At 69.9% G+C, this 24,136-nt stretch carries 20 protein-coding genes; 12 read left to right on the forward strand and 8 right to left on the reverse strand.

The features are described 5' to 3' along the window. Nucleotides 1-210 precede the first annotated feature (210 nt). The 8 genes from ABL838_RS22025 to ABL838_RS22060 are packed head-to-tail and all read left to right on the forward strand — an operon-like array spanning nt 211 to nt 9,036. Nucleotides 211-1,827: an ABC transporter substrate-binding protein gene (locus ABL838_RS22025; RefSeq protein WP_145761049.1), complete on the forward strand. Its 1,617-nt coding sequence runs from the start codon at nt 211-213 to the stop codon at nt 1,825-1,827. Between the two features lie 16 nt (nt 1,828-1,843). Then, entirely contained in the window at nt 1,844-2,821 is a 978-nt protein-coding gene (locus tag ABL838_RS22030; RefSeq protein ID WP_126185252.1) for an ABC transporter permease, read from the forward strand. A gap of 14 nt (nt 2,822-2,835) precedes the next feature. Further along, nucleotides 2,836-3,729: an ABC transporter permease gene (locus ABL838_RS22035; protein WP_409327469.1), complete on the forward strand. Its 894-nt coding sequence runs from the start codon at nt 2,836-2,838 to the stop codon at nt 3,727-3,729. Nucleotides 3,730-3,760: 31 nt separating this feature from the next. Next, nucleotides 3,761-4,819, forward strand: coding sequence for an ABC transporter ATP-binding protein (locus tag ABL838_RS22040; RefSeq protein ID WP_418121916.1), 1,059 nt, complete (start codon nt 3,761-3,763; stop codon nt 4,817-4,819). After that, complete coding sequence (locus ABL838_RS22045; RefSeq protein ID WP_418121917.1) at nt 4,816-5,871, forward strand: ABC transporter ATP-binding protein; 1,056 nt, start codon at nt 4,816-4,818, stop codon at nt 5,869-5,871. Before ABL838_RS22040 ends, ABL838_RS22045 begins: the two co-directional genes overlap by 4 nt. Beyond that, nucleotides 5,868-7,565 carry an amidohydrolase gene (locus ABL838_RS22050; protein WP_418121918.1) on the forward strand — a complete coding sequence of 566 codons (1,698 nt, stop codon included), beginning with the start codon at nt 5,868-5,870 and terminating at the stop codon, nt 7,563-7,565. Before ABL838_RS22045 ends, ABL838_RS22050 begins: the two co-directional genes overlap by 4 nt. Beyond that, nucleotides 7,565-8,515, forward strand: a complete 951-nt coding sequence (locus tag ABL838_RS22055) for a CobW family GTP-binding protein (RefSeq protein ID WP_418121919.1) — start codon at nt 7,565-7,567, stop codon at nt 8,513-8,515. The genes ABL838_RS22050 and ABL838_RS22055 overlap by 1 nt, the downstream gene beginning before the upstream one ends. Nucleotides 8,516-8,574: 59 nt before the next feature. Further along, nucleotides 8,575-9,036 carry a GNAT family N-acetyltransferase gene (locus ABL838_RS22060; RefSeq protein WP_126024385.1) on the forward strand — a complete coding sequence of 154 codons (462 nt, stop codon included), beginning with the start codon at nt 8,575-8,577 and terminating at the stop codon, nt 9,034-9,036. Nucleotides 9,037-9,043: 7 nt separating this feature from the next. Here ABL838_RS22060 and ABL838_RS22065 read toward each other — a convergent pair whose 3' ends face one another. Then, nucleotides 9,044-9,385: a hypothetical protein gene (locus tag ABL838_RS22065; RefSeq protein WP_184641576.1), complete on the reverse strand. Its 342-nt coding sequence runs from the start codon at nt 9,383-9,385 to the stop codon at nt 9,044-9,046. Between the two features lie 198 nt (nt 9,386-9,583). On the opposite strand from ABL838_RS22065, the gene ABL838_RS22070 reads away from it, so the two are divergent. After that, complete coding sequence (locus tag ABL838_RS22070; protein ID WP_418121920.1) at nt 9,584-11,491, forward strand: GspE/PulE family protein; 1,908 nt, start codon at nt 9,584-9,586, stop codon at nt 11,489-11,491. A gap of 40 nt (nt 11,492-11,531) precedes the next feature. Here ABL838_RS22070 and ABL838_RS22075 read toward each other — a convergent pair whose 3' ends face one another. Then, nucleotides 11,532-12,701, reverse strand: coding sequence for a DJ-1/PfpI family protein (locus tag ABL838_RS22075; protein ID WP_418121921.1), 1,170 nt, complete (start codon nt 12,699-12,701; stop codon nt 11,532-11,534). A 42-nt stretch (nt 12,702-12,743) separates the two neighbouring features. Here ABL838_RS22075 and ABL838_RS22080 point away from each other — a divergent pair, with 42 nt between their 5' ends. Continuing rightward, nucleotides 12,744-13,766, forward strand: a complete 1,023-nt coding sequence (locus ABL838_RS22080; protein ID WP_418121922.1) for a GlxA family transcriptional regulator — start codon at nt 12,744-12,746, stop codon at nt 13,764-13,766. Between the two features lie 182 nt (nt 13,767-13,948). Continuing rightward, the gene (locus ABL838_RS22085; protein ID WP_418121923.1) at nt 13,949-15,685 is read left to right on the forward strand and encodes a YadA family autotransporter adhesin; all 1,737 of its coding nucleotides are present in this window, start codon (nt 13,949-13,951) and stop codon (nt 15,683-15,685) included. A 39-nt stretch (nt 15,686-15,724) separates the two neighbouring features. Here the strand turns inward: ABL838_RS22085 and ABL838_RS22090 are convergent, their stop codons facing one another. The 5 genes from ABL838_RS22090 to ABL838_RS22110 all read right to left on the reverse strand — a co-directional run bounded on the left by ABL838_RS22090 (nt 15,725) and on the right by ABL838_RS22110 (nt 22,528). Then, nucleotides 15,725-17,611: a WD40/YVTN/BNR-like repeat-containing protein gene (locus ABL838_RS22090; protein WP_418121925.1), complete on the reverse strand. Its 1,887-nt coding sequence runs from the start codon at nt 17,609-17,611 to the stop codon at nt 15,725-15,727. 228 nt (nt 17,612-17,839) lie between these two features. Beyond that, on the reverse strand, nt 17,840-19,180 hold the full coding sequence (locus ABL838_RS22095; protein ID WP_418121926.1) for an adenylosuccinate synthetase: 1,341 nt from the start codon (nt 19,178-19,180) through the stop codon (nt 17,840-17,842). A gap of 7 nt (nt 19,181-19,187) precedes the next feature. Beyond that, complete coding sequence (locus ABL838_RS22100; protein WP_418121928.1) at nt 19,188-20,168, reverse strand: VWA domain-containing protein; 981 nt, start codon at nt 20,166-20,168, stop codon at nt 19,188-19,190. A 40-nt stretch (nt 20,169-20,208) separates the two neighbouring features. After that, nucleotides 20,209-21,204, reverse strand: a complete 996-nt coding sequence (locus tag ABL838_RS22105; protein WP_418121930.1) for a protein kinase family protein — start codon at nt 21,202-21,204, stop codon at nt 20,209-20,211. Nucleotides 21,205-21,214: 10 nt separating this feature from the next. Further along, complete coding sequence (locus ABL838_RS22110; protein ID WP_184641567.1) at nt 21,215-22,528, reverse strand: hemolysin family protein; 1,314 nt, start codon at nt 22,526-22,528, stop codon at nt 21,215-21,217. Nucleotides 22,529-22,551: 23 nt separating this feature from the next. Between ABL838_RS22110 and ABL838_RS22115 the strand changes: the two genes are divergently transcribed. After that, nucleotides 22,552-23,397 carry a symmetrical bis(5'-nucleosyl)-tetraphosphatase gene (locus ABL838_RS22115; RefSeq protein ID WP_184641566.1) on the forward strand — a complete coding sequence of 282 codons (846 nt, stop codon included), beginning with the start codon at nt 22,552-22,554 and terminating at the stop codon, nt 23,395-23,397. A gap of 15 nt (nt 23,398-23,412) precedes the next feature. On the opposite strand, the gene ABL838_RS22120 is transcribed toward ABL838_RS22115, so the two are convergent. Further along, a complete protein-coding gene (locus ABL838_RS22120) occupies nt 23,413-24,129 on the reverse strand; it encodes a GNAT family N-acetyltransferase (RefSeq protein ID WP_418121931.1) in 717 nt (238 codons plus the stop codon). Nucleotides 24,130-24,136: the final 7 nt, after the last annotated feature.

Consider the following 24,136-nt stretch of genomic DNA (forward strand, 5'->3'; position numbering starts at 1 on the left):
AGGGCTTGCCAGGCGCACCGCCAGCGCGCATTCCCCGAAGTGGCGCACGGCACTGCCGCACAACGGGGCAAACCCACCCCTTCTGGCCCTGCGAGTCGCAGCGGGTTGGCTCTTCGCCCGCATGCACCCAGCGCCTATCTTCGACACAAGGTCCTCGCCCTGGCGAGGTCCGAATCCGATTGCCTGTGTCGAACTCCCCGAGGTCCTGTCATGCAGCTCCCGCTCCCTCCTCTTCCTCCCCTGCTCACGCGCCGCGCCACCCTGCTTTCCGCCACGCTGCTGGCAGCGAGCACCCTGCTCCCGCTGCCCGCTTCCGCGGCCGAGGAGCCGAAGCGCGGCGGCACGCTGGTGATCGGCAGCACGCAGACGCCGCGGCATCTCAACGGCGCGGTGCAGTCGGGCATTGCCACCGCCATGCCCTCCACGCAGATCTTCGCGAGCCCGCTGCGCTTCGACGACAAGTGGAACCCGCAGCCTTACCTGGCCGAGTCGTGGAAGCTGGCGGAAGACGGCAAGTCGCTCACGCTCAAGCTGCGCAAGGACGCGGTGTTCCACGACGGCAAGCCGATCACCTCGGCCGACGTGGCCTTCTCCATCATGGCCATCAAGGCCAACCACCCGTTCACGACCATGATGGGCCCGGTCGAGAAGGTGGACACGCCCGACCCGTACACCGCCGTCATCCGCATGAGCGTGCCGCACCCGGCCATCGTGCTGGCGATGTCGCCGGCGCTGTGCCCCATTCTTCCCAAGCACATCTACGGCGACGGGCAGGACCTGAAGAACCACCCGCGCAACACCACGGACGTTGTCGGCTCGGGCCCCTTCCGCGTGACCGAGTTCAAGCCCGCGCAGCGCATCGTGATGGAGCGCTTCGACAAGTTCTTCCTGCCCGGCAAGCCATACCTCGACAAGGTGATCGTCAACGTCACGCCCGACATGGCCAGCCTGGTGCTGGGCCTGGAGCGCGGCGACATCCAGATGCTGCCCTTCGCCACGCTGCCCACGGACCTGAAGCGCTTCGCGAACGACCCGCGAGTGTCGCTCACGCCCAAGGGCTACGACGGCATCGGTGCGCTCAACTGGCTGGCCTTCAACACCGCGAAGAAGCCGCTGTCGGACGTGCAGGTGCGCAAGGCCATCGCCACGGCCATCGACAAGAACTTCATCGCCAAGGCGCTGATGGGCGGCTTCGCGACCGTCTCCGACGGTCCGCTGGTGGCCAGCAGCCCCTTCGCGGTGCCCGACCTGGTGCGCTATCCGCTCGACCTGAAGAAGGCCGGCGAGATGCTCGACGCCGCCGGCTACAAGGCCGGCGCGGGCGGCGAGCGCTTCAAGCTCACCATCGACTACCTGCCTGGCGCGGACGACCAGCAGAAGAACGTGGCCGAGTACATCCGCGGGCAGCTTAAGAAGGTGGGCATCACGGTGGAGGTGCGCGCCTCGGCCGACTTCCCGGCCTGGGCCAAGCGGCTGGCCTCGCACGACTTCGACATGTCGATGGACACGGTCTTCAACTGGGGCGACCCGATCATCGGCGTGCACCGCACCTACCTGTCGACCAACATCAAGCCCATCGTCTGGACCAACACTCAGTCGTACGCCAATCCGAAGGTGGACGAGCTGCTCAACACCGCCGGGGGCCTGATCGATCCGACGCAGCGCAAGGCCTACTACGCGACCTTCCAGAAGATCGTGACCGACGAGCTGCCCATCGAGTTCATCAACCAGGTGCCGTACCACACCATCACCAGCAAGAAGGTAGCGAACGTGCCGGTCACTATCTGGGGGCCGCTGTCGCCGCTCGACGAGGTGTACCTGAAGTAGGCGGGCGGGCGACATCATGGGCACACTTCGCTACGCCGCCTCGCGGCTGCTCCAGGCCCTGGGCCTGGTGCTGGCCGTGGTGGTGCTCAATTTCGTGCTGGTGCACGCGGCGCCGGGCGATCCGGTGGAAACCATCGCGGGCGCCAGCGGCGGCATGTCGCCCGAGCTGATGGCGCAGTTGCGCACGCAGTACGGGCTCGACCGCTCGCTGCCGGTGCAGCTGGGCGTGTACCTCGGCAAGGTGGCGCAGGGCGACCTGGGCTACTCGTACTTCTTCAACCTGCCGGTGACCAGCATGATCGCCGAGCGCGTGCCGGCCACGCTGCTGCTGGTGCTGAGCGCGGTGCTGCTGGCCTTCTTCGTGGGCACCGCGCTGGGCGTGCTTTCATCGCGCAGGCCCAACGGGCTGCTGTCGCAGTTCATCACCGTGCTGTCGCTGGTGGGCTTCGCGGCGCCGGTGTTCTGGCTGGGGATCATGCTGGTGATACTGCTGGCCTCGGTGTTTCCGGTGCTGCCGGTGGCGGGCATGCGCTCCATCGACTCGACGGGCAGCGGCGGCTTCGCCGACATGCTCGACGTGGCGCACCACCTGGTGCTGCCCACGCTCACGTTGAGCCTGGTGTATCTCGCGCAGTACAGCCGGCTCGCGCGCTCGTCGATGCTCGACGTGCTGGGCTCCGACTTCATCCGCACCGCGCGCGCCAAGGGGCTGGCCGACCGCGTCGTGCTCTACAAGCATGCGCTGCGCAACGCGCTGCTGCCGGTGGTGACGGTGCTGGGCCTGCAGTTCGGCAACGTGCTGGCGGGCGCGATCCTGGTGGAGACGGTGTTCAACTGGCCCGGGCTCGGCCGGCTGGCCTTCGAGTCGGTGCTGCGGCGCGACTACCCGACCATCCTCGGCGTGCTGCTGTTCTCCTCCATCGTGGTGGTGGTGATGAACCAGCTCACCGACCTGTGCTATCGCTTCATCGATCCGCGGATCAAGGCCTCATGAGCAAGGTGATTCCAATGTCGACCGCTGCTGCTTCCGCTGCCGCATCCCCCAGGCCCGCGGTGCGCGTCGAGCACCCGGGCATGGAGGCGATGCGCATGTTCCTGCGCAATCCGGCAGCCATCATCGGCATGGCGATGCTCGTCGCCGTGCTGCTGGTGGCCATCCTCGGGCCGTGGCTCTACCCCGCCGACCCGTTCGAGATCAAGGCCGCGCCGCTCACGCCGCCCTTCAGCGAAGACGCCTGGCTCGGCAGCGACTACCTCGGCCGCGACGTGCTCACCGCGCTGATCTACGGCGGCCGCGCAACCTTGCTGGTGGGCGCGGTGGCCGCGCTGCTGTCGGTGCTGATCGGCATCACGCTGGGCGCCTTCGCCGGCTACTACGGCGGCAAGGTCGATGCCGCGCTGATGAAGCTCACCGAGTTCTTCCAGGTGCTGCCGGCACTGCTGTTCGCGATGGTGGTGGTGACGCTGTTCTCGCCCACGCTGGTGACGGTGACGCTGGCCATCGGCATCGTGAGCTGGACCGGCACCGCGCGGCTCACGCGCGCCGAGTTCATGAAGTACCGGGGGCTGGAGTTCGTGCGGGCAGAGCGGGCCATCGGCGCGCGCGACGCACGCATCATCTGGAAGGTGATCCTGCCGAACGCGCTGCCGCCGCTGGTGGTGTCGGCCACGCTGGCCATCGGCGCGTCGATCCTTTTCGAAGCGGGGCTCTCCTTCCTCGGCCTGGGCGATCCGAACCAGATGAGCTGGGGCCTGATGATCGGCTCCAGCCGGCAGTACGTGCTGTCGTGCTGGTGGGCCGTGGCCTTTCCGGGTGCGGCGATCTTCATCACCGTTCTGGCCGTGAGCCTGATCGGCGACGGCCTGAACGATGCCCTCAACCCGAAGCTGAGGGAAAGATGAAGTCCACCGTGCGTGCGAAAGGTATCTCTGTATGACTCCGCCTTCCGATGACACGCTGCTGCGCGTGCAGGACCTGCACGTCGAGTTCAGCACGCGGCGCGGCAAGGCGCTGGTGCTCAACGGGGTCGACTTCGAGATCCGCGCTGGCGAGACGCTGTGCGTGGTGGGCGAATCGGGCTGCGGCAAGAGCATGACGGCGCTGGCGCTGCTGCGGCTCATTCCCTCGCCGCCGGGGCGCATCCGCGGCGGACGGGTGCTGTTCCAGGGCGAAGACCTGGTGCAGGCCACCGACGCCCGCATGCGCGAGGTGCGCGGCAACCGCATCTCGATGATCTTCCAGGAGCCGATGACGTCGCTGAACCCGGTGTTCACCGTGGGCGACCAGATCGGCGAATCGCTGCAGCTGCACGCCAGCATGAACGCGCACGCGGCGCGGCAGCGCGCCATCGAGATGCTGCGGCAGGTGGGCATTCCGGCGCCCGAGCGGCGCGTGGACGAGTACCCGCACCAGCTCTCCGGCGGCATGCGACAGCGGGTGATGATCGCGATGGCGCTGGCCTGCAGGCCCGACATACTGATCGCCGACGAGCCCACCACCGCGCTCGACGTGACGGTGCAGGCGCAGATCTTCGACCTGCTGCGCGAGCTGCAGCGCGAGAAGGGCACGGCCATCATGCTCATCACGCACGACATGGGCGCAGTGGCCGAGATGGCCGATCGCGTGATGGTGATGTACGCGGGCCGCGTCATCGAGCAGGGCATCACCGAGCAAGTGCTGTCGGAACCCGGCCACCCCTACACGCGCGGGCTGATCGACTGCCTGCCCGAACTCGGCAGCAGCGCGACGCAGGAAAGCGACGGGCGCCACGACCTCGCCGAGATCGCCGGCGTGGTGCCTTCGATCTGGGAGCTGGGCACCGGCTGCGCCTTCCGCGAGCGCTGTCCGCGCGCGATGCCGCGCTGCGCGGCCGAGGTGCCGCCGATGTTCGCAGTGCATGGCGAGGTGGCCTCCGGCGTGCCGCATGGCGCAGCCTGCTGGCTGCATGCCGAGCCGGCGGCTGCGGCACAACCCCGAAGGGAGGCCGCATGACGTTCATCGGCAAGACCGATACGCTGCTTTCGGTCGACGACCTGAAGGTGCACTTCCCGCGCGGCAAGTCCGGCTGGGGCCGAACGCCCGAGGTGGTGAAGGCGGTGGACGGCGTGTCCTTCGCGGTGCGCCGCGGCAGCACGCTGGCGGTGGTCGGCGAATCGGGCTCGGGCAAGACCACGACCGCGCTGGCGGTGATGCGGCTCGCGCCGGTCACCTCGGGGCGCATGCAGCTGGGCGACACCGATCTGGGTGCGCTGCAGGGCGAGGCGCTGCGTCAGGCGCGCACGCGCATGCAGATCATCTTCCAGGACCCGTTCTCCTCGTTGAACCCGCGCGAGCGCGCGGGCGCCGCGGTGCGTGCGCCGCTCGACCTGATGCGGGTGGGCACGCCCGAGGAGCGCACGCGCCGCGTGGCCGAGCTCTTCGAGGCGGTGGGCCTGCGGCCGGAGCAGCAGCACCTGTTTCCGCACCAGTTCTCGGGTGGGCAGCGCCAGCGCATCAACATCGCCCGGGCGCTGGCCACCAACCCGGAGCTGGTGGTGTGCGACGAGCCGGTGTCGGCGCTCGACATCGCCATTCGCGCGCAGATCCTGAACCTGCTGGCACGGCTGCAGCGCGAGCTGGGCCTGACCTACCTCTTCATCTCGCATGACATGGCGGTGGTGGAGCACATCTGCGACGACATCGCAGTGATGTACCTGGGCCAGATCGTCGAGCGCGCGCCGCGCCGCAGCTTCTTCGCGCGGCCGCTGCACCCGTACAGCGTGGCGCTGATGTCGGCGGTGCCGACCGTGAGCGGCGGAAGGCGTCGCGCCGCGAACCGCATCAAGCTGAGCGGAGACCCGCCCAGCCCCATCGACCCGCCCAAAGGCTGCCGCTTCGCCGGCCGCTGCCCGGTGGCGGAAGCGGCCTGCGCGGCGGAACTGCCGCCGCTGCGCGAGGTCGCGCCCGATCATTGGGTACGCTGCAGGCGCGTCGACGTCGTCGACGTCGTCGACGTCGTCGACGGGCTGCCGCGCCCTCCTCTTTCGATTCCCGAGTCGCCATGAGCCAGACGAACAACACCACCATCTTCGCCGCCCGCAAGATCATCACCATGAACCCGATGCAGCCGCATGCCACCCACGTGGCGGTGCGCAACGGCCGCGTGCTGGCCGTCGGCGCGCTCGCGGACATGCAGGGCTGGGGGCCCTTCACGCTCGACGAGCGCTTCGCCGGCAAGGTGCTGATGCCGGGCCTCGTCGAAGGCCACTGCCACCTGAAGGAAGGCAGCATGTGGGACTGGACGTATCTCGGCTGGTTCGACCGCCGCGACCCCGAGGGCAAGGTGTGGAGCGGCCTGCGCTCGATGGACGAGGTGGTCTCGCGCCTCTCCGACGTGGCCGCGAGGATGACGGCCGAGGGCATTCCCGACACCGAGCCGCTCGTCGCCTGGGGATTCGATCCGATCTACTTCGGCGGCGAGCGCATGACGGTGCGCCACGTGGACCGGGCGAGCAGCACGCGGCCCATCGTCATCGGCCATGCCAACGGCCACCTGATGAACGTCAACAGCGCGATGCTGCGCATCGCCGAGATCACGCGCGACAACGAGGTCGAAGGCGTGGTCAAGTTCGCCGATGGCGACAGCGCGGGCGAGCCCACCGGCGAGCTGCAGGAGCCGGCCGCGATGTTCCTGGTGCTGCGCAAGATCGGCAATGCCGGCCTGCTCGCGCCGATGACCGAGGCCGGCGTGCGCTCCTTCGCGCGGCTGGCCTGCCTGCAGGGCGTGACCACCGCGACCGACCTGGTCAACAAGCTCACGCCCGAGGACTGCAGCGTGCTGGAAAAGGCCACGGGCGACGACGGTTTCGGCGTGCGCATCCTGCCCGCGTTCCAGGCCTTCCACGGCACGCACGGTGCCGCGCAGGGTGCGGAGCACGTGAAGTCGCTGATGCCGCGCAACACCGACCGGCTGCGCTACGGCCTGGTGAAGATGATGCTCGACGGCTCGATCCAGGGCTTCTCGGCGCGGCTGCGCTGGCCGGGCCACTTCAACGGCGCGCCCAACGGCATCTGGGTGACCGCACCCGCACAGTACGAGGCCGACTTCGAGACCTACCACCGCGCGGGCCTCACGATCCACACGCACACCAACGGCGACGAGGCCAGCGAGGTGGCCATCGACGCCATCGAGCGGGTGCTCGCGCGCGCGCCGCGTCCCGACCACCGCCACACGCTGCAGCACGGCCAGATGATCGACGCGCCGCTGTTCCGCCGCATGGCATCGCTGGGCCTGTGCGCCAACCTGTTCGCCAACCACATCTGGTACTGGGGCGACCAGCACTACGAAATGACCATGGGCCCCGACCGCGCCAACCGCCTCGACGCCTGCGGTAGCGCGCTCGCGGCCGGCGTGCCGCTGGCCATTCACTCCGACGCGCCGGTGACGCCGCTCGGCCCGCTCTTCACCGCATGGTGCGCCGTCAACCGCATCACGCCCCAGGGCCGGGTGCTGGGCGAGGCAGAGCGCATCACCGTGCCGCAGGCGCTGCGCGCCATCACGCTCGGTGCCGCATGGACGCTGAAGCTCGACGGCGAGATCGGCAGCATCGAATGCGGCAAGCGCGCCGACTTCTGCGTGCTGGAAGACGACCCGCTGGAGATGGACCCGATGGCGCTGAAGGACGCGCGCGTGTGGGGCACGGTGCTGTCGGGCCGCGTGTTCGAGGCGCAGAGGGTTCAAGTGAGCCGGGGCGCGTGATGCCGGCAAGTCGCTTGCCGTTCACCGTCATCGGCGGCTTTCTGGGGGCAGGCAAGACCACGCTGCTCAACCGCTGGCTGCGCGAGGCGAAGGGGCTGCGCATGGCGGTCCTGGTGAACGACTTCGGCGCGCTCAACATCGATGCCGATCTCATCGCCGCCACCCACGGCGACACCACCGCGCTGACCAACGGCTGCGTGTGCTGCCAGATCGGCGACGACCTGGGCCGCGCGCTGGTGGACGTGATCGAGGCGAAGAAGCCCTTCGACGCGGTGGTGATCGAGGCCAGCGGCGTGTCGGACCCGTGGCGCATCGCGCAGATCGGCATGGCGGCGCCGGAGTTGAGCCTCGAGGGCGTGATCGTGATGGTGGATGCGAGCGCGGCGGCGCGGCAGTCGACGGACCCGCTGCTGGCCGATACGCTGGCGCGGCAGTTGAAGTCGGCCGATCTCGTGGTGCTGAACAAGGCCGACATCGCAGCGCCCGATGCGCTGGTCGCGGCGAGGTCATGGGTCGAGGCGAACGCGCCCGGAACGCCGTGCATCGAGACCACGGAAGCGGCGGTGCCGCTGGCGCTGCTGTCGGGGCTGCCGCAGCAGGCCTTGGGCACCGCTCACGCATGCGGCCCCGACTGCGATCACGGCCATCACGCACCCGACCACGGCGCACTGTTCCAGACCTGGAGCGCGCAGCCCGGCGCGATGATTCCCGCGGCCGCGCTTCGCGCCTGGCTGCGCGAAATGCCTGCGGGCGTGCTGCGCCTGAAAGGCCTGCTGCGCACCGGTCATGGTGCCGTCGGCGAGGAGTGGTCGGAGGTGCAGTACGCCGGCCGCCACGGCTCGCTGCGCAAGGCGGCACCGCCCTCGGGGCTTGCCCGCGCCGGAGTGGTCGCCATCGGCCTGCATGGCCAGCTGCCTGAAAAGGCACTGAAGGAATTCTTCGTTCGCTGAGCGCCGGCCGTGTTGCCCATGTTGCAATTGCACGTTTTCAACGCGCAGTTTCCGACGACATGACCTCTTCCCTGCTGATCCGCCCTCCGGTGCCAGAAGACTACGCGGCATGGAAGCCGCTCTGGGACGGCTACAACGCCTTCTACGGCCGAGAGGGCCCGAGCGCCCTCGCCGACGAGATCACGCAGGCCACCTGGCAGCGCTTCTTCGACGCCTACGAACCCGTGCATGCGCTGGTCGCCGAGCGCGACGGGCAACTGGTCGGCCTCACCCACTACCTCTTTCACCGCAGCACCACCCGGCTGGAGCCGACCTGCTACCTGCAGGACCTGTTCACCCTGCCTTCCGAACGCGGCAGGGGCGTCGGCCGCCAGCTGATCAGCGGTGTGTACGAGCGCGTGAAGCTCGCGGGCGGCCATCGCGTGTACTGGCAGACGCACGTGACCAACACGGCGGGCCGCACGCTCTACGACAAGGTCGCGACGCACGACGGCTTCATCGTGTACGGCACGCTGGTCTGATCCGCGCTCAGTACTTGATCGTCACACCGGCCTTCACGCCGTTGTTGGCCTTTCCATCCGACTGCACGCCCCCCGAGAACGACACGTTGCCGCCGGTGCTCGCGCCCAGCGAGTACGTGGGCCGGGGCGTGGACGTGTCGGTGCCGATGTAGGTGCCGCTGCCGTCGGGGCGCTGTACGCCGACGGTGGCGCCGTTGACGGTGGCCGATGTCTCGGTGGGATTGACGTTGGGGGCGACGTAGACGGAGCCCTTCTCGTCGCTGTCTACAGGCAGCTTGATGGGCTCTGCCCTCGCCGCGAAGCCGAGCATGCCCACCAGCGCAGTGGTGGCAAATATCAATCGATGCATTCCGGCGATGTTTGGCGAAGCGGCGGTTGCTGCCCGTAGGACGAAAGGAAATCCGGCGCACGGACCGTGCCGCCGGTTGCCGTCACGAGTTAACTTGTTGTTGACTTGAGTACTTGCGTACTCAAGCTCGAACCTGTGGCAATGGACCCGATCACGCTCTACGATCCATGCACGAAATCGAGCAGGAGAACGTCCCCCATGTCCATCAACGAAGTCGTCATGCCGGAGCAATTGCTGAACGCGCTGGAGGCCCAGAGCCGCACGCCCATCGCGCGCATCGGCGAGGCGCTCATCTCGCTGGGGATGGTCACGCAGGAGCAGCTTCGCGCGGGCCTGGACCGGCAGAAGCTGGACCCGATGGTGCCGCTGGGCGAGACGCTGGTGCGCATGGGCGTGGTGAGCCGGGGCCAGTTGCAGACGGCGCTGGTTCGCAAGATGGGCTATCCGCTGGTCAACCTGCATCTCTATCCGCCGGCGGCCGAGGCGCTGCGCAAGCTGCCGCACGCGGTGGCGCGGCGGCTGCAGGTCATGCCGCTGATGCTGCACGAGGGGCGACTCATCGTCGCCATCGACGATCCGACCAGCCGGCATTCGGCGCTCGACGAGGTGGAGTTCATCGCACAGCTGAAGGTCACGCCGGTGGTGGGCCAGTGTCTGGACCTCGACGGCGTGCTGAACGCGGTGTACGAGAAGATCGGCGAGCACACGGGCGCGGCGCCCAACCCCTTCGCGGCCCACTTCGACCCGAGCCAGCCGCTGGACTTCGACGTGGCCGGCACGAGCGAGCTGCTGCAGACGCTGGAGAAGGAAGTCGCCGCGCCGCCGGCGGCAAGCGAGGCGCCCATCGAGCAGTCCGACAACTCGCTGGTGCGCATGATCAACAGCATGATCATCGAGGCGCACCGCGAGGGCGTCTCCGACATCCACATCGAGAGCTACCCGGGCCAGGAAAAGACCCGCATCCGCTTCCGGCGCGACGGCCTGCTCTACACCTACCTGGAGCTGCCGCCGAGCTACCGCAACGCGATCGTCGCGCGCGTGAAGATCATGTGCGACCTCGACATCAGCGAGAAGCGCAATCCGCAGGATGGCAAGATCAACTTCGCGAAGTACTCGCCACAGCACCGCATCGAGTTGCGCGTGGCGACCATTCCCACCAACAACGGCCTCGAAGACGTGGTGATGCGCATCCTGGCGTCGGCCAAGCCCATTCCGATGGACCGGCTGGGCCTGTCGCCCGACAACCTCGCGCAGTTGACGAAGGCGGTCGAGCGCCCCTACGGCATGGTGCTGTGCGTGGGCCCCACGGGCTCGGGCAAGACCACCACGCTGCACTCGGCGCTGATGCACATCAACACGCCCGAGCGCAAGATCTGGACGGCGGAAGACCCGGTGGAAATCACCCAGGCGGGGCTTCGGCAGGTACAGATCAATCCGCGCATCGACTGGACCTTCGCGAAGGCGCTGCGCGCCTTCGTGCGCGCCGACCCGGACGTGATCATGGTCGGCGAGATCCGCGACGAGGAAACCGCCAAGACCGCCATCGAGGCCTCGCTGACAGGCCACCTGGTGCTCTCGACCCTGCACACCAACAGCGCGCCCGAGACCGTCACCCGCCTGCTGGACATGGGCATGGACCCGTTCAACTTCGCCGACTCGCTGCTGGCCGTGCTCGCCCAGCGGCTGGTGCGCCGCCTGTGCACGCAGTGCACCACCGGCACGCCCGCGAGCCCCGAGGCTTTAGAGGAACTGCTGGACGACTACATGCACGCCTTCGGCCCCGAGCAGCAGCGCGACGCGGCCCAGCGCCAGGCGGTGCTGGCCGGCTGGGTGCAGCGCCATGGCCGCGACGGACGGCTGCACACCTACACAAGCAAGGGCTGCAAGCACTGCGGCGACACCGGCTTCAAGGGCCGCGTGGGCATCCACGAGCTGATGAGCATGTCGAAGACGCTGCGGCGGCTGGTGCAGACCGGCGCGCGCGCCGAGGAGCTCCAGCAGGCCGCGCTGCAGGAAGGCATGCGCACGCTGCGCCAGGACGGCATCGAGAAGGTGCTGGCCGGGCAGACCAGCATCGAGGAAGTGCGCGCGACCAGCAACGCCTAGGCGGCCAGCCGACGTTGCCCGTGTCCCCCACCCGGCGCGGTCACCCGGCGCAGGCGGCGCCTTGCTGCGCCGGGTACTCCATCTCCAGCATCACCCAGTCGCGCCGGGCATCGCCGTGTCGACCGGCGATCTCACACAGCGTGCGGTCGAGTTGCGGCACCGGCTTGAGCGTGGCCGACAGGGGCAGCCGGGGCGCGCCATCACTGACGCCATCGCCGGCGGAGGCGGGCCTGGCCAGCAGCACCAGTCCGCTGCGCAGCCTGACCGGGCCCGAGGCCGACACCGCCTCGACACGCACGCGCCCGGTGCGCTCCCATGCGTCCACAGCCAGCGCGAGGGAAACGTCGTCCGTGCCGTCGCGCACCTCGACGCTCCAGCGCTCGACGCGCCAGAACGCGGCCTTGTTGAGCAGGTAGGCGAAGCGCTTGCCGGCGTCGAGGCCGAAGGGCGTGCTGTCGTGCGCTGGGCTCCACGAGGCCACGCCCAGTTCGGCCGCGAGCGCGGAGGCCTTTTCGCGTCCGCCGATGGCCTCCACCAGCGCCAGCATCGCGGGCACCGATGCGGTAATGCCGGTGGTGGTGGCCACGCCGCGGTCCACCACGTAGCGCCGGTGCGGCAAGTGCGTCGAGCCCGCATGGCGCTTCAGCAGCGTGCCGCGGTCGTACCAGTGGCCCGCGAAGCGCCGGCCGTCGAGCAGCCCGGCCTGCCCCACCACAAGCGCGCCGGAACACACGCCGATCACCCGTGCGCCCTGCTGCGACTGCCGCCGCAGCCAGGCGGTGATCTCGGGCGCATCGTCCTTGAGCATCGCGGGGACGATCACGTAGTCGGCACCGGCGGGATGCGTGCGGTCGAAGCCGGCGAAGTCCTGCGCGCCGTCCACCTGCAGCGCGGGAAACAGGTCGATGCGGCCGGCGCGCGGCGCCACGATGCGCACGTCGGCGATGTCGGCGCGCCCGAGCACCGCGTACGGCAGGAGCAGATCGGTCATTTCGGTGCCGTCGTTGGACGCGAGCACGGCGATCACCGGCCGGCTGCCGCCCGGGCTGCGAGGCTTCATCGCATCAACGAAGGCCTGCTGGTCGCGCTGGAGCGCGGCCGCATCGTCGCGCGGCGGTGGCGGCAGCGGCGCGCCAGAGGAGCAGCCCGCCAGAACGAGCACCGCCATGCCGGCGGCAACCAGCGCGCGTGAAAATGACCCCGTGAACATCGCCGTTCCTCCATGGCTGCAAGCAATGCCCCGAGACTACGAATGCCCACCCTGCCCCACAAGGACGAAGAAGCCGCTGTTTCTGCCAGCCATGGCGCCGGCGGCGCGGTGGTGCTGCTCGCCTTCGATGGCGTCGAGGCCATCGACATCGCCGGCCCGGCCAGCGTCTTCAGCAAGGCCGAGCAGATGCGCCCCGGCACTTATCGGCTGCATATCGCGTCGCCCGCGGGCGGCAGCGTGCCCACCAACGGCGGCCTGAGCTTCGCGGGCACGCTGGCGCTGCGCGAACTGCCAGCCGCGATCGACACGCTGATCGTGGCCGGCGGCGACGAGCCCTCGGTGCGCTCTGCCATCCTCGAACAGAAGGTGAGCGAATGGATCGCCGAGGTCGCACCGCGCGTGCGCCGCGTGGGCAGCGTATGCACCGGAGCCTTCGCGCTCGCAGCCGCCGGCCTGCTCGACGGGCGCGAGGCCACCACCCACTGGAGCGCCTGCGACATGCTGCAGCAGCTGCGCCCACGGGTGCGCGTGCAGCGCGAGCGAATCTACGTGCAGGACGGCCCGATGTGGACCTCCGCCGGCGTCACCACCGGCATCGAGCTGGCGCTGGCCCTCGTGGAAGACGACCTGGGCCATGCAGTGTCGATGGACATCGCCCGCACGCTGGCGCTGCCGATGCTGCGCGGCGGCGAGCAGCCGCAGCTGAGCCAGGCACTGGAGGCACAGGCCACGGCCAGCCACCGGCTGCGCGAGCTGGTCGCGTGGATAGGCACGCATCCGCAGGAAGACCTGTCGGTCGAGGCGATGGCAGGGCGCGTTCAGATGAGCCCGCGTAATTTCGCGCGCGCCTTCGCCACCCAGACCGGCTGCACGCCCGCGCGCTTCGTCGAGCAGACCCGTGTGGCCGCCGCCGCGCAACTGCTGCGGCAGACGGGCTGGACGCAGGAGAAGATCGCCAGCCGCAGCGGCTTCCGCTCGGTGGATGCGCTGCAGCGCGCGTTCGCGCGCCAGCACGGGGTGACGCCGCAAGGCTATCGCGACGTGGGCGGCCGCGAGGGCCGCTGAGCAGTCCGATCGCGGCGGCCGCCCTTCGCATTCCCACCGAACGGCAGCCCGGCGGGCGAAGGCTCATGAACGGCCCCGAAAGGGCCGGATTTACCAGTTCTCGGGGATGGCGGTACTGGAAACAAAAACACACACTCGTGCTGTTTTTTTGTCTGTCTGCCGTTTCAGCGAAGGAGGAACTCATGACCACTCAGCCCAAACACGTACTCAGAAGCCTGCAGGCCGCCGCATTGCTCGCCATCGGAAGCGCCCACGCGGCAGGCTATGTAGCCGGCGCCCCGGGCAACCCGGGGCCCAACCAGCCGGGCTGGACGAGTTCCAGCGGCGGTGCCGCCGCCACGGTCCAGGGTGACGGCGCTACCGCCATCGGCGCGGGCGGCGACGGCAGCAACGGAACCGCCGGCGGAAGCGGCGGCATAGGCGGAGCCGGCGCCAGCGCGAGCGCGAACGGCGCGACGGCCATCGGCGGCGGCGGCACTGCCGGCCAGGGCTTCGCGGGTGGCACGGGCGGCGCCGGCGGCAGCGGCGCGCAGGCCTCGGCCAGCGGTGCCATCGCGGTCGGCGCGGGAGGCCAGGGCGCGGAAGGCTGCTGCGGCTTCCCCGGCACGGCCGGCGGCAGCGGCGCACAGGCATCGGGCACCTCGGCGGTCGCCATCGGCAGCGCATCGGGCACCACCCGGGGCGCGGTGGCATCGGGCAACGGCAGCACGGCGATCGGCGGCGCCTACAACGGTTCCGCCGGCGCGTCGGCACTGGCCACCGGCGGCGTGGCCATCGGCTCGGGCAGCCAGGTCGCGGCCGGCGCTGCCAACAGCATCGCCATCGGCGCCAACTCGGTCGCCACCGCGGCGAACACGGTTTCCTTCGGCTCGGCGGGCCAGACGCGCACCCTCGTCAACGTGAGCGCGGGCGCGGTGAACGCCACCAGCACCGACGCAGTCAACGGCAGCCAGCTCCACACCGTGCAGCAGACCTCCGACACCGCACTGGGCCTCGCCCAGAACTCGGCGCAGTACGGCGCCGGCGGCACCGCGCTGCAGCTCAACGCCAACGGCGGCGCGGGCACCACCATCAACAACGTGGCCGCCGGCCAGGCGAGCAGCGACGCGGCCAACGTCGGCCAGGTGCAGCAGGCGCAGCAGACGGCCATCACCACCGCCAACAACTTCACCGTGCAGCAGGTCAGCGCGCTGCAGTCGCTGATGAACCAGGCGCTTTCCAGCGGCGTGTGCGCGGTGAGCGCAAGCGGCTCCGTGGCCTGCGGCCCAGGCGCGGGCGCCAGCGGCGCAGGCAGCACCTCGATGGGCACCAACGCGCAGGCCAGCGGCGAGAACACCGTGGCCGTCGGCAACGGCGCGCAGGCCAACCATGCGGGCTCGGTCGCCATCGGCGCGGGCGCGAAGGCGCTGGCCGACCCGACCACCGCAGTGGGCAACAACGCCGTGGCCACCGGCAACAACGCCGTCGCGCTGGGCGCCAACACGCTGGCCAGCGGCAACAACGCGGTGGCGCTGGGCCAGGGCTCCGTGGCCGACCGGGACAACACCGTGTCGGTCGGCAACGCAGCCACCAACCAGTTGCGCGGCATCACGAATGTCGCGCCCGGCCTACTGGCCACCGACGCCGTCAACCTCGGCCAGCTGCAGCAGGCGGTGGCCAACGCGACCAGCCAGGCGAACGCCTTCGCCGCGCAGGGCGTCGCGGCCGCGCTGGCCATGCCGTCGATGCCGACATTGGCTGCAGGGAAGAAATGGATGGGCGCCGCCGTGGGCAACTACGCGGGCGCGTCGGGGGTGGGCGTGGCCTTCGGCTATCAGTTCAGCGACAACCTGAACCTGGGCGTGGGGATTTCGACCGCGACCAGCAGCGGGAGCGGCAGCCGGGTGGCTGCTCGGGTGCAGGCGGGGTATGCGTGGTGAGGCGCGGGTGCAGCATCGGTTGGTCGTGGGCCGGCGGCTTCAGCGAACGACGAATGCCGCATTGGCCAGCACATAGCCGACGGGCGTGAACACGCCGCCTCCCACGTATTGCAGCTCCAGCGAGTCCTGCTGCCCTCCGGAAATCGACCCGGCCGTGCCGAGGGTGGTCGAAGTGCGACGCGTGCCGAGTTGGATGGCCGAGCCCGCCTTGGCGGCGGCCACCTTCAGGCCGTCGGTGCTGCTCGCGACCGCAGTCCAGCTACCGCCGTCGCTGGTCGCGCGCCAGGTCCGGCCGCTGTCGCTGGACTCGTAGAGGCGGCCACCGCTGGTGGCGGCCACGACGTAGCGGCCGTCGGCGGACGTGGCAATGCCTCGCCAATCACGGCTGACGGTCTGCGCTTCCCATGTGGTACCCGAATCGATGGAGAGCCAGATCGCGCCCGTGTCCACGGTGGCGTACAGGGTGCTGCCGTCCGCCGATGCCGCCACCGACCACCAGAACTGGCCGCTCGCGCGCGGGGTCCAGCTCACGCCATAGTCGGTCGAGACAAACAGCTGGGAGCCATTGGTGGCCGCCACCAGAACCCGGCCATCGGCCGAAGAGGCCACGGCGCGCCAGGCGCGGCTCGATTCACGCGCCGTCCAACTGCCACCGCCATCCGCCGAGGTCCAGATCTGCCCGAGGTAGGCGGTCGCGACCAGGTGCGACCCGTCGGCGGAACTGGCCACCGCGCTCCAGGCGCGGGACGATCCGTCGTTGGTCCAGTTGAGGCCGCCATCGGCCGAGCGGTAAAGCGCACCGCCGTTGGATGCAGCAATCAGCGACAGGCCATCGCTGGAAGAAGCGATCCCACTCCAGGGCTGTCCCATGAGGCGCGGGATCCAGGTCGCACCGGAATCGTCCGAGGTGTACAGCTCGCCGCTGGTGGACACTGCCGCCAGGCGGGTGGCATCGGCGGACGAGGCAATGCCGCTCCAGCTGCCGGCGGGCGACACCGGGCGCCAGTCGAAGTCCGTTCCGCCAGGCAGGCCGCGCGTGTCGATGCGCTGCCCCGCGTTCTGCGCGATGGTCCACCCGCCGCTGCCCACTCCCACCACCTTGATCCAATCGCCCACCGTGGGCGCGGGCGGCAGCGTGAGCGTGACGCCGGTGCTCGAATTCGCCTGATAGCCGGTGTTCGACTCGGTCTGGAAACTCGAGGCGGTGACGCTGACCCAGCGCGTGTCGGCCGGCGCGGCCGCGCACACGTAGGCCGTGGCCGTGACCTCCGCGGCGTCGAGCACGCCGTTGGCGTTCAGGTCCAGCCCGGACTGCACTCGTTGACCGCCATAGGCGCAGGTGCCGCCCGGTGCTTCAGCGGCGAATGCGAGCAGGCTGTCGCGGCCATTCGACCCTACAGCACCCGCTGCGCCCGTGGCGCCCGGCGCACCGCCGCAGACGTATGCAGAACTCGTCACCTCCGCATCCTCGAGCACGTCATTGCGGTTCAGGTCCTTGCCGGCCAGCACCTGCGAGCCGCCCTGCGCGCAGTTGCTGCCGGCAGGCTCGGCCCGCATGCGCACCAGCGTGCTGAGGCCATCCGCCCCGGCGGTGGCGTTGCAGATGTACTGGGTGGACGTGACTTCGCTGTCCGCGAGCACGTGATTGTTGTCGGCGTCCAGGCCGGCCTCGACGCGTGCACCGCCCAGGGTGCAGTTGACGCCGACCGCCTCCGGCTTGATGCGCATCAGGACGGTGGATTCGCCGGATGTGCCGCCGGGCGCAGGCGCGGCGGGCTGCTGCGCGGGGGGAACGAAGAATGCCCCGCTGCCCGCACCGCCTCCGCCACCGCCACCGCCACACGCGGCCAACGCCACAGCGGAAATCAGGCCTGCGGCCAGGCGGGCATTGCGAACGCAGAAGCAGGCAAATCTGGACGAGGGCATGAGCGGGCGCGGTGAATGTACGAAGGCGCGATTTGGGTTGCACCGGCGAAGTGAAACGCAACGCATTGTAAGAAACTGCCGCACAAATTCACATCTCGACAAGCAGGCGTACAGAGACGTCGGCCGGCATGCCAAGAGCCCGGAACGAGGCGCTCGTTGCAACAGAACCCGCTTTTTGCCGCTGAATGGACAGGTCACGCGCCGCCGCGGCTGCCCCCGCGTTCTCGATCAGGGCAGATGCTTGCGCCCTCGCACGCTCTCCCGCGTCGGCCCGAAGGAGCCGAAACGAACCGGCAGGCCGCTCAGCGCCTCTGCGTGCTCCACCCACGCATGCGGCGTGGCGATGAGATTCGGCTCGTAGATCGGCTCGGCGCTTTGCAGCAACTGCGTCAGCGCCTGCTGGTGATCGAGGTCCCGCACGCCGCCCAGCGGCAGCGAAGCGATCCGCCCCGCATCGTCCGTGCGATAGCCCGCGCACCATCGCAAACCTGCCCTCTCGATGGCATCCAGGTGACTCACCGCCAGCCCGTCGAGCGTTCCGACCACATCGAGCGCATAGCGCAGCAGCACCGCATCGGGGTGCCCCCTGCGGAATGCGCCCTGCCAGCCTTCGTCGGCGTTGTGCGGTTCGGCCAGCCGCGCATCGAGCATGCGGTCGTGCGTGGGCAGCGGGCCCGGGCCGTGGCGCGTGAGGTAGCTGCGCAGCACGCCCAGATGCTGGACGGGGGCGTCGATGCCGGCATCGTGCAGCACGGCTTCGACGGCGGCGGTCGAGATGGTGCTCCAGGTGGTGTGCGGATGGAAGCCGTGCCATTCGTCGAGCAGCACGCCCTGGGCGCCCTCGAAGATCACGGTGCCGGACCGCGCGAGGCGTTCGGCGATGCGGTCGATGCTCGCGGGCGGCGATTGCGCCACGCATGGTGCGGCGGCTTCGAGCCAGCGCCGCGCAAGCGTGTCGTCGCGCAGCATGGCGATTTCCTGCGCGGCATCGGCATGCCGCAGCGCCGGGCTGGCCGCGAACTCGTGCAGAAGCGCGGTGCGCAGCGCTTCGATCTTTTCGAATGCACGTGCAGGATTGCGCAGATCGCCATAGCGCAGCGCTTCATCGGGCGAGGCCAGCGCCTGCCGCGCGGTCTCGCCCACGCCGACGCCGCAGCTGCCGTGCGCGGCCTCGCCCCGTTCCAATTCGCGCAGGCGGCCTGCGGCCTGGTGGAACGGCGTGGTCACGCGGCAGCGCGCGTCGACGAGCAGCCGCCCGAAGGCGTCTTCCACGCCGACCCGGCGCAGCGCGGCTTCCTCCACGCGCAGCGCCGTGGGGTGCACGACCACCGGGCTCGCAAGTACGGTGCCCACGCCCGCATGGAAGCTGCCGGCGCCGAACTGCGAGAAGGTGTGGTGCCGCCCGTCGGCCAGCACGACGTTGTGTCCGGCCTGTGCGCCGCCGTTGAAGCGCACCACGGTGTGGGCGTCCAGCGCGCCGCCGAGGTGGTCGGTGAAGAGCCCCTTGCCGCAGTCCCCGAAGCCGAGGCCCAGCAGCGAGACGTAGTGCGTACGAGCGTGCGCCGTCACACGGCCGTCAGCCGAACAACCGCTTCCACCACGACGAGCGCGCACCGGCCGCGGCTGCCGCCACGCTGGGCGGCGCATGACGTGGCGCGCCCGGGTCGAGCAGCGCGGCGTAGGCGTCGAGCGCGTGCAGCACGCCGCCCACGCGTTCCTTCTCCATGCCGGTGGCGCTCATCACGCCGGCCAGCGCTTCGAGGCTGGGCACGGCCTTCTCGGTGAGGGCGACGATGCCGGCGGCCACGGCGCAGGCGTCGTCGGGCGAGTCCATGCAGATGACGTGGTCGCCCAGCAGTTCGCGCCAGCGGCCTTCGCAGCGGCGGCGGCGCTGCGCGTCGGGGATAAGGAAGAACAGATGCGTGGTCTCGGCCGCGGCGGCGATGACTTCCTCGATGGGAATGTCCTCGTCGAGCTTCTCGCCGATGAGGCCCTCGATCTGGTGGCGCGAGACGGCCGGATAGGGCAGCTCGTCGCCGGTCACGAACAGGTAGCCGCGCTTCCTGCGCTTGACCCAGCAGTCCATGTCGGTGTGCTGCGCCATCACGTAGAAGGCGAGCTCGTAGCTTTCCTCGCCGGTGCCGCCGCCACCGCCTTCCAGGTAGCTCCAGGTGAGCCACTGGTCCATGAGGTTGGCGGTCGATTCGAACTGGCCGACCTGCAGCGGTGCATGGTCGGAGTTGGCGTCGCCGATGGCCATGAACAGGAGCTGCGGGTCCGCCACGCCGCAATCGGTCAGCAGCTTCATGAAGGTGGGCAGCTCGCGGCGCGCGAGGAGCTGCGGGATGTCGCCCATGGAGCCCGTCACGTCGAGCGCGAAGGCGATGCCCAGCGAGTTCGGATGGTCGGCGTTGTCGCGCGACTCGCGCACCTTGAGCCCTTGCGGGTTCATCAGCGGATGCGTGGAACGCTGCGTGAAGACTTCCGCGCCCGGTCTCGCGGCGCGGTCGGCGATGAGTGCCGTGTGGGCGGCGTGCGAGTAGTTTCCGTAGCCCATGGGTTCTGCTCCTCTGTGACTGTTGTACGTATGCCTTGCGTCAGGCGCCGGCGTGCGGTGCGGGCGTCGGATCGAAATGGACGAACCTCGGCGCACCGAAAGCTTCGCGCGAAGCCGCCGACAGCGCCTGCTCGATGCCCTGCGCGCCCAGGCGCCCGCAGGCGGCTGCGTCCTCGCTGCATTCGCGCAGCAAGGCGGCGAGAGGCGCGGGTGTGTGGGAACCAAGGCCGGGCTCGCCGGCTGCTGCGCCGTGCAGAACGGCGCGCACGGCCCAGGCCGATTGCATCAGGTCGCGCGTGACGGCCGCGTCGTGCGCCGGCCCGGTGGCCTGCTGCGCGCGCGACCAGCCGATGAGCAGCACGCCATGGTCGCGCGGATGCACGAGCGCGTGCGAGGGCGACAGGTCGCGGTGCGTCCAGCCGGCGCCATGAACGAAGGCCAGCACTTCCAGCATGCGGCGCCAGATCCATACGGCGTGGCGCGGGTCGATGCCTTGCGGGTTGGCCTGCCGCACGTCTTGCAGGCCGCCCCAGAAACCGGTCGGGTGGCGCAACACCAGCGCCTGCCGCGAGCCGTCGCTCATTGCACTCGCCAGCCCTTCGGCCACGCCGATGCCCAGCGGCTGCGGCAGGCGGCGGGTGAAGTAGGCCGCGCCGGGCACGGAAAGATCCTGCAGCGCTTGCAGCACGGTGAATTCGCGCTGCAGCACGCCGTCTGCCGAACTCTCGCGTGCAAGCTTGAAGGTGACGCGCTCGGGCAGCGCGCCCAGTCGTTCGGCCAGCAGTACATCGCTGTGCTCGCCGGTGGCCAGCGGCGCGAGCACGCGGTAGCGACCGCCGCGCCACGCAAGAACGCGGCCGCCGGGCACGTCGGCATTGGCCCGGCGCCATGCGGCACGGAAGCTCTCGCGCTCGACGGTCTCCTGCCCGCGCACCACGGTGGCGCCGCAGTAGCTGCAGTTCACCGTGCGCCACCGGGCGGCGCGCGGCAGGGGCGCGGAGCACTGGGGGCAGCTGAGAGCCTGCAGCGACAGCATGGCCCGCGCCCTACTCTTCCCTGGGCGGGGCCGTCGGGTCCGGCGAGGCCAGCACCCGGTCGATGCGGCGGCCTTCGAGCGCGACGATCTCGAAGCACCAGCCGGCGCAGTCGATCTGCTCGCCCACCTCCGGCAGGTGGCCCGACACGGCCATCAGCAGGCCGGCCACGGTGTTGTAGAGGCCACGCTCCTCGTCGGGCAACTCGCGAATGCCCAGGCGCGCGCGCAACTCCGACACGGGCATGAGGCCGTCGAGCTCCCAGAGGCCGTCGGCGCGCTGGTGCGCCCAGGCGTCGGTCTGCATGCCGGGCTGCAACTCGCCGGTGATGGCTTCGAGCAGGTCGCGCGGCGTCATGAGGCCCTGCACCACGCCGTATTCGTCGACCACGAACACGAGCCGGCCGGCGCGGGCGCGGAACTGCTCCAGCAGCTCCATGCCGGTGAGGGTCTCGGGCACGAACACGGCGGGCGACGCCTCCTGGCCCAGCACGCCGGTGTGCGCGGGGCCCAGGCGCAGCAGGTGCGCAACGCTGATCACACCGACCACGTCGTCCAGCGAATTGCGGCACACCGGATACCAGGAGTGCACCAGGTTGAGCGCGCCCGCGTCGGCCACCTTCTGCAGCGCCTGCTGCACGGTGAAGGAGGCGTCGAGCCATTCGATGTCGGCGCGCGGGATCATCAGCGACGACAGGCGCCTGTCGTCGAGGTGGAACACGTTGCGCACCATCTGGTGCTCGTGCTGCTCGATGACGCCGGCGTCCACGCCCTCCTCGAGGCTGGCGGAGATTTCCTCCTCGGTCACCGAACGCGCCGCGTTGGCGTCGATGCGCAGCACCTTCAGCGTGGCGGCGGTAGCGCCCGCCAGCAGCCACACGAAGGGCTTCGCACCCTTGGCCAGCCCGCGCATCGGGCGAGACACCCAGCGCGCCACCGGCTCGGGATAGAGCTGGCCGATGCGCTTGGGCACCAGCTCGCCGAAGATGATGGTGAAGAAGGTGATGCAGGTGACCACCAGCGCGGTCGACGCGATGCTGGCCGTGCCGCGGCCCATGCCCAGCCCTTCCATCCACACGCCGAGCGGCTCGGCGAAGGCGGCCTCGCCCACGATGCCGCTGAGCATGCCGATGGAGGTGATGCCGATCTGCACCGTCGAGAGGAACTGCGTGGGCGATTCCATCAGCTTCAGCGCGGCCACCGCGCCGGCGTCTCCCGTTTCGGCCAATGCCGCGAGACGTGCGCGCCGGCTGGTGGAAAGGGCCATTTCGGACATTGCGAACAACGCGTTCAGCGTGGTCAGCAAGGCCAGGAGGAAGACATCCATGAACTGAGGGAGAGAATGGGGGAATGGCACTTTACTTGATCGGCGACCTGCAAGGCTGCGACGCCCCCTTCCGGCGGCTGCTGCGGAAGATCGACTTCTCCCCCAGCCGCGACACCCTCGTGCTGCTGGGCGACCTGGTGAACCGGGGCCCCGATTCGCTCTCGGTGCTGCGCCACGTGCAGGGCTACGGCGCCTCGGCACTGAGCCTGCTGGGCAACCACGACCTGCACCTGCTGGGCGTGGCGCACGGCGCGCGCAAGGCCGGCCGCAAGGACACGCTGGGCGAGCTTCTCGCCGCCGCGGATGCCGAGGCGCTGCTCGACTGGCTGCGCAACCAGCACATGGCGCTGCACATGCGCATAGGCGCCGGCGACCTGCTGATGGTGCATGCGGGCGTGCTGCCGCAATGGACGGTGGGCGACACGCTGGTGCTGGCCTCCGAACTCGAGTCGGTGCTGCGCGGCCCGGCGCTGGGCGAATTCCTGATGTCGATGTACGGCAACGAGCCGGCCCGATGGAGCGACACGCTCACCGGAAGCGCCCGCCTGCGCGCCATCGTCAACGCGCTGACGCGCATGCGCTTCTGCACCGCGGACGGCGTGATGGAGTTCGAGGCGAAAGACAGCGCCGCCACCGCGCCCGAGGGCTACATGCCGTGGTTCGACGTGCCCGGGCGCAAGACGGCCAACGCCACCGTCGCATTCGGCCACTGGTCCACGCTGGGCTGGCTCTCGCGGCCCGACCTGCTGTCCACCGACACCGGCTGCGTCTGGGGCGGCTGCCTCAGCGCGGTACGCATCGGCGCGACGCTGGACGAGCGCGAGCTGATCCAGGTCGAGTGCGAGCAGGCGCAGAAGCCGGGCAAGTAGCCGGCGGCGGAGGAGTCAGGAAGAAGGCAGCCGGAACTTGTCGAGCGACATGCGCTGGCCGCCCTTCTCGTCGAAGTTGCCGGGCGCCAGCCAGCGCTCGAAGGCCGTGCGCAGCGCCGGCCACTCGCTGTCGATGATCGAGAACCACGCCGTATCGCGTGTGCGGCCCTTGTAGATCACCGCCTGGCGGAACAGCCCCTCGTACCTGAAGCCCAGCCGCAGCGCCGCGCGCTTCGAGGGCTCGTTGAAGTTGTCGCACTTCCATTCGTAGCGGCGGTACCCCAGCTCGTCGAAGGCGAACTTCATCAGCAGGTACTGCGCCTCGGTGGACATCGGCGTGTTCTTGAGCAGTGGCGAGAAGTTGACGGTGCCCACCTCGATGGCCCCGTTGGCCGGATCGATGCGCATCAGCGCCAGCGAACCCACCGCGCGGCCGCTTCGCACGTCGACGACGGCGAAGTGCAGCGGATCGCTGCTCTTCGCGATGCGCTCGACATAGGCCCGCAGGCCGGCCAGATCGGCGGGCCGCTCCACGCCAAGGTAGGTCCAGTCGCGACCATCGGGCGCCTGCGCATAGGCGGCGTACAGATCGTCGGCGTGCTTCGCAACGTCGAGCGGCTCGAGCCTGCAGAAACGGCCCTCGATGACGCGGCGCGGCGGCAGGGCGCGGGGCGTCCATTCGGGAACCTCGGGGCCGATGGACTGGCCGAACTCGTTCTGGCGGGCTGACATGGGTGGA

The sequence above is a fragment of the Variovorax sp. 160MFSha2.1 genome (assembly GCF_048305075.1).
In the GTDB taxonomy this organism is placed as follows: domain Bacteria; phylum Pseudomonadota; class Gammaproteobacteria; order Burkholderiales; family Burkholderiaceae_C; genus Variovorax; species Variovorax guangxiensis.